The organism is Variovorax sp. P4_D9 (assembly GCF_056401695.1).
Window position 1 is genome coordinate 1 of sequence record NZ_JBFUIU010000568.1, and the last position, 5,894, is coordinate 5,894.

Annotated in this window: 4 protein-coding genes; all 4 read right to left on the minus strand. The window is 67.8% G+C overall.

Features of this window, described 5'->3' with window-relative positions:
- A partial coding sequence (locus AC1DY5_RS38975) for a PP2C family protein-serine/threonine phosphatase (RefSeq protein ID WP_478119806.1) occupies positions 1 to 943 on the minus strand: 943 nt, incomplete at its 3' end.
- Between the two features lie 90 nt (positions 944 to 1,033).
- Entirely contained in the window at positions 1,034 to 1,207 is a 174-nt protein-coding gene (locus tag AC1DY5_RS38980) for a hypothetical protein (RefSeq protein ID WP_478119807.1), read from the minus strand.
- Between the two features lie 138 nt (positions 1,208 to 1,345).
- Positions 1,346 to 1,663, minus strand: a complete 318-nt coding sequence (locus AC1DY5_RS38985) for a patatin-like phospholipase family protein (protein WP_478119808.1) — start codon at positions 1,661 to 1,663, stop codon at positions 1,346 to 1,348.
- A gap of 99 nt (positions 1,664 to 1,762) precedes the next feature.
- Positions 1,763 to 5,894: amino acid adenylation domain-containing protein (locus tag AC1DY5_RS38990; RefSeq protein ID WP_478119809.1), on the minus strand; the 4,132-nt coding region annotated here is incomplete at its 5' end.

Consider the following 5,894-nt stretch of genomic DNA (forward strand, 5'->3'; position numbering starts at 1 on the left):
GGCACCCACACTTGGCCCGGCCGCGGTCCGGGCATAACTTCATAGCGCGGAGGCGGCGGCGCCACCTGCACCAGGCCGGGCACGTTGATGTTGATGTTGACCTGCCCGAAGGCCGGAAGTGTGGCCGCAGCGGCAAGCGCGGCGAAGGCGAAGGTGGCAAGGCGCAAGGAAAGACTCCATTCAACTCGTGGCGGCCCATTCTAAAGACTGAAGCTGTGTCGAACTGCAAGGCAGGGCTGCCAGCCCTGCGGCGTAAGCGCCCGCCTGCACCTCGAAGGCCTACAGGTCCTCGCCCAACCCGCGTCGCCGCAGCGCCACCATCGTGATGTCGCGTCCGAGGCTTCCGCACCGTCGCTGTACGCATCGAGCGCCAGCTCGATCCGCTGCAGCAGAGCATCGGACGAGCCCTGCAGGTCGCGCAGCGCCTCCGCAGCCGCGACTCCCCGAACGCGCCTTCGCCGCCGGCCGCCTCCACCACGCCGTCGGTGTAGCCGAGCAGCAGGTCGCCGACATGGAGTTGCGTGACGCCTAGCGTGAAGCGCTGCTCAGCCAGCAGCCCGAGCGCCGGCCCGGTCAGGCCGAGCCGCCGACGGCTTCCCTCGGCGTCGGCGATCAGCGGCGGATCGTGGCCCGCGTTGACATAGAGCAAGGCGCCGGTCCCGGCGTCGAGGATCCCCAGGAAGGCGGAGGCGAACATGTTCGCGCGGCCATCGATGCGGGCGATGTAGTCATTGGTGAGCGTGGCGGTGGCCAGCGGCACTGCGGCCGCATCGGTGCCCTCCGGGAAGCGCTGGCTCGCGGTGGCCCAGATCAGCGTCCGGAACAGCGCCATGTAGAGTGCCGCACCGACGCCCTTGTCGCAGACATCAGCGACGACGTCGAGCAGGATCAGGTCGAAGTTCTGGACCTTGAGCCGCGCCAGGGCGCGTTCGCCGCTGTCCACCGCCTCGCTACAGGCGGCGCGACAGCACGTCGCGGTTCATCTCGTTGTCATCGACCACCAGGGCGCGATCCGGCGTGACGGCGGTGGCATTCACGACGCCCTCCCCGGCTGGCTGTCGATGGCGGTCATTCCGGCGGCGAGCAGCCGCCGGAGGTACGGGATCTCGCACTCGGCCGCGCGTTCGCCGAGGGCCATGACGTAGGGCAGCTCACTGAGGTCGCGCAATCCGATGCGGCGCTCGAACACCGGCAGGATCGGGATCATCTCCGCATGGTGCGTGAGGCTGTAGAGCGCGTACTGCGAGCGGATGAAGTGGTTGACCGAGATCGAGATGGCGCGCCGTGCCAGCTTGCATCGCCGAGCGCACCGCGCCTTCGACCGGCTCCTCGAAGCCCATGGCGATCACGATGTCGCAGCCCTCGCGCGTCGCCACGTCCACGGGCACTGGGTTCGACGCCCCGCCGTCGAACAGCAGCCGGCCGTCGACCGGCGCCACGGCGGCAGCACTAGCGGGATCGCGATGCTGGCGCGGATCGCGTCGGTCAGCTTGCCCTCGGACAGCACCACCTTCTCGCCGCTGTTGTAGTCGGTGGACGCGAGGTGCAGCGGAATATGGGTGTCGGCGAAGGTCAGCTGCCTCGTTAAGCCCTCGATCGCCTCGTTGACCTTCTGGTCGTCGAGCAGGCCGAAGCGGTGGCCGAAGCCGAACAGGTAAGACATCGGCGGACTACCGGCGAAGCCGTGACCATCGCCAGCTGCGCCGGTACTCTGTGCAGCGCCATCGGCTCCGCGCTGCGCCGACCCGGTGGCGCCGCAAGCCTAGCTGAACAAACGCTTGAACCAGTTCTTGGACTGCTTCCCCGCTTCTTCCTCCTCCTGGGCCGCCTGGTGCGCAGACAACTCGATGCCACTCGCCAACTGTCCCAGGGATTCGAAGATCATCCGGCGGGCTTCCAGACGGACGCCGCTGGTGCGACGAAAGGCAATGACGACGCGGCTGACCTGCAGCGAGTCGCCCCCCAGGTCGAAGAAGTTGTCGAGGCGTGCGATCGCGTCGCTCTCGATGCCCAGAACCTCGCCCCAGATCCCAGCCAGGGCAATCTCCGCGGGCGTGGACGGCGCGGCGCCGGCGCTCGAGTGTGCGCGCGATTCGATTCGCACTGCAGGCAGCGCGTGCCGGTTGACCTTTCCGTTGGGCAGCAGCGGCATTTCCTCGAGGACGACGTAGTGCTGGGGCAGCATGTAGTCGGGCAGACTGAGGCGCAGGTGATCCTTGAATTCCGGCCCGCCGGGAGCGCCATCGCGCAAGACCAGGTAGGCCACCAGGCGGGCTTCGCCGGGTCGGTCTTCGCGCGCGACGACGACACATTGGGAGACACCGGGGTGCGCCAGCAGGCACGATTCGATTTCTCCGAGTTCGATCCGATGCCCGCGCACCTTCACCTGGAAGTCGAGTCGGCCCTGATGTTCGAGCAGGCCATCATGGCGCCAGCGCCCGCGGTCTCCGGTCCGGTACAAGCGCGCGTGCGGGTCGGCGCTAAACGGGTCCGGGATGAAGCGCTCGGCGGTCAGTTCGGGGCGGCGCAGATAGCCCGAAGCGACGCCGTCGCCACCGATGAAGATCTCCCCCGACACGCCCGCCGGGCAACGGCTTCCCTGCGCATCGAGCACGTGGATTCGGGTGTTCGCGATCGGGCGGCCGATCGAGATGGTCTGCGGCTCCGACGGGACTTTCCAGCAGGTCGACCAGACCGTGGTTTCGGTCGGGCCGTAGAGGTTCCAGAGTTCACCGGTTCGCCCCGAGAACTCCTGGACCAGGTTCGGGCTGAGACTCTCGCCCCCGACCAGGGCCTTGAAGGATGGCGATCCGCTCCAGCCGGCGTCGATCAACATGCGCCAGGTCGCGGGCGTCGCCTGCATCACCGTCGCCCCTGCCTCAGCAACCAGGCGACGCAGCGCCCCGCCGTCGACCACTTGTTCCCTGCTGGCGAGGACGACGGTCGCGCCGGCCAGCAGCGGCAGCAGCAGTTCGAGCACCGCGATGTCGAAGCTCAGCGTCGTCACGGCCACCAGCACATCCTCCCGGCCAAGCCCGGGTTCGCGCTGCATCGACAGCAAGAAGTTCACCGCCGCCCGATGCGGCACGACCACTCCCTTGGGCTTTCCGGTCGAGCCCGAGGTGTAGATGACATAGGCCGGGTCCGTCGGCCGTGCATCGGAATCGTCATCGGGCGTCAAGGCGGTGTCCGGCTGTTCCAGCAACTCCGCTTGCGCTTGATCCAGCAGCAGGGTCGGCATGGCGAGGTCCTGCCACAGGCCCGCGAGATCCTGTTCGGTCAACAGCAGCGTCAGCGCCGCGTCCCGAGCCATGTCGTGCAGGCGTTGCAGCGGGTAGGCCGGGTCCAGCGGCACATAGGCGCCGCCTGCGCTCAAGATGGCGAGTTGCGCAACCACCATCGTCGGCGTGCGCTGCACGCAAAGCCCGACCAGGCTCCCCCGCCGCACGCCGCGGGCGCGCAACAGATGGGCCAGCCGGGCCACGCGCGACCACACCTCCGGATAGCCCAGCGCCTCACCCGGCAGTTGCATGACGGCCGTGCCGGACGCCCGGCGCTGCTCACCCAGAAGGCCATGAAGCGTGAGCTCGCGTGGAAACGGCCTCTCGGTCCGGTTCCATGCGGCGAGCCGCGCCAGGTCTTCGGGACTCGCTGCCGCATGGTCGTGCAGGGGCCGGTCCGGCTGCTGCATGAAGCGGTCCAGCAGATGCAAGTAGTTGTCCAGCATCGCCTGCGCGGTCGCGGGTGCGAAGAGTTCGGTCGAATAGCCCAGCGTCAGGGCATGCTCGATCTCGGTGTCGATCGTCAATGAAAGGTCGAACTGCGTGGCGTGCAGGTTCAGCGGCACGAAGTCCACGTCGAGGCCTTCGAACTGCGGAGCCTTGCGCGGCGTGTTGAGCACATTGAACATCACGCGCACTTCGGGCGCCCTCGCCCCTGACTCCTGCTGGTGCAGCCGGTCCATCAGGTAGTCGAACGGGATGTCTTGATGGGTGAAGGCCGACAGGCAGGTTTCCCGAACCTGCTGCGCCAACTCGGTGAAGCTCTGCGCCGGACGGACCTGGCTGCGCAACGCCAGCGTGTTGACCAGCGAACCGACCAACCCTTCTGACTCGATGCGCATGCGCCCTGCGATCGGCGTCCCGACCGCGATGTCCTCCTGGCCGCAATAACGCGCCAGCAAGGCCTGGAATGCAGCCAGCAGTGTCATGAACGGGGTCAGCCCGAGGCCAGCGCCGAAGCGCTGGACGCCGGCAAGCCAGCCCTCCGGGAACTGCCGTCGAATACGGTCGCCCCGGCTGCTGAGCCGCTGCGCCACCGCGGTGTCGGAGCTCAGATTCAAGGGGCTCATGCCGGCGAGCTGCCCCAGCCAGTAGTGCGTCTGGCGGGCCAGCATCTGGTCGTCGATGTGCTCTCTTTGCCAGCTTGCATAGTCGGCGAAATCGAGCGCGCGAGCGGGCGGGGATGCTGCGTGGCCCCGCAGCTGGGCTGCGTACAGCGCCTGAAGCTCGCTCAAGAGGATGCCCCACGACCAGTCGTCGCCGATGATGTGATGCATCACGAGGACCAGGACATGCTCGTTCTCGTCGAGCTGAATCAGGACAAAGCGATGAACGGGACCGGAGGCCAGGTCGAAGGGCTCCGCTGCGATTTGCGCAGCCTGCCGGTGGAGTTCATCCTCTCGATTGGCCTCTGGCAGCACCGACAGGTCGAGCTCGATCACGTGGGCCGGCTGCACCGCGCCGATGATGACCCGGGGTTCGGTGTCTCCGAACTCGAAGGTCGAGCGGAATGCCTCGTGCCCCGCGACCAGGCCATCCAGCGCCCGGCGCAGCGCGGCCTTGGCCAGCGGCCCGCGCAGACGCATCATGTCGCGCATGTTGTACGCGGCGCCACCGGGGTCCATCTGGTTCAGCACCCACATGCGACGCTGCGAGAACGACACCGGCAGCGGCCCTCCGCGCGGCACCGGGGAGATGGGCGCCATCTGGGCGCCTTCGCCGACGTCCGGATCCGACGCAAGGGCGCTGACCGCGTGGCCCAGTTCCTCGATCGTCGGGTGCTCGAACATCCGGCGCAAGGGCAGCTCGACCCGAAGTGTGGAACGGATGCGCGACACGACCTGCGTCGCCAGCAGCGAATGCCCGCCAAGATCGAAGAAGTTGGCGCGCACGCCGAAACCCGACTTGCCCAGCACGGCGCACCAAATGTCCAGCAAGGTCGATTCGATCGGCGATCGTGGGGCCAGCTGCTGGAGTGACGCTGCATCGCTGTCCGGGCCCGGAAGCCGGCCGCGATCGAGTTTCCCGTTGGCCAGCCGCGGCAACTCCGGCAGGAAGACGAAGGCGCCTGGAATCATGTAGTCGGGCAGCCTCGTCTTCAAGGCCGAACGCAGGGACCGTGCATCGGCGGGCCCCTTCGGGACCAGGTACGCGACCAGTTCCTTGCGGTCCGGGCCGAGGTCGCGCAGAAGCACCGCGCCCATCTGCACCTCATCGCAGGCAGCCAGTGCCGCCTCGATCTCCCCGAGYTCGATGCGAAAGCCACGCAGCTTGACCTGGTCGTCGTTGCGGCCGACGAACTCCACCACGCCGTCGTGCAGCCAGCGCGCCGAATCCCCGGTGCGATACATGGTTTCGCCGGGACGGAAGGGATTCGCCAGGAAACGATCCGCGCTGAGGTCCGGGCGGTTCTGGTAGCCGCGCCCCACGCCCAGCCCGCCGACATAGAGTTCGCCGGCGACGGTGGYGGGTTGCGGCTGGAGCAGGGCATCGAGAATGTAGAGCTGCACATTGGCGATGGGACGGCCGATCGGCACGAGCGGGCGATCGGGCAGTTGTGCTCCGATTTCGTACCACGCGCTGTCCACGCTCGCTTCGGTGGGCCCATAGAAG

Bases quoted from the DNA above. Each gene is read 5' to 3' on its own strand.
- AC1DY5_RS38980 (WP_478119807.1), bottom strand. From the start codon at position 1,207: ATGATCCCGATCCTGCCGGTGTTCGAGCGCCGCATCGGATTGCGCGAC.
- AC1DY5_RS38985 (WP_478119808.1), bottom strand. From the start codon at position 1,663: ATGTCTTACCTGTTCGGCTTCGGCCACCGCTTCGGCCTGCTCGACGAC.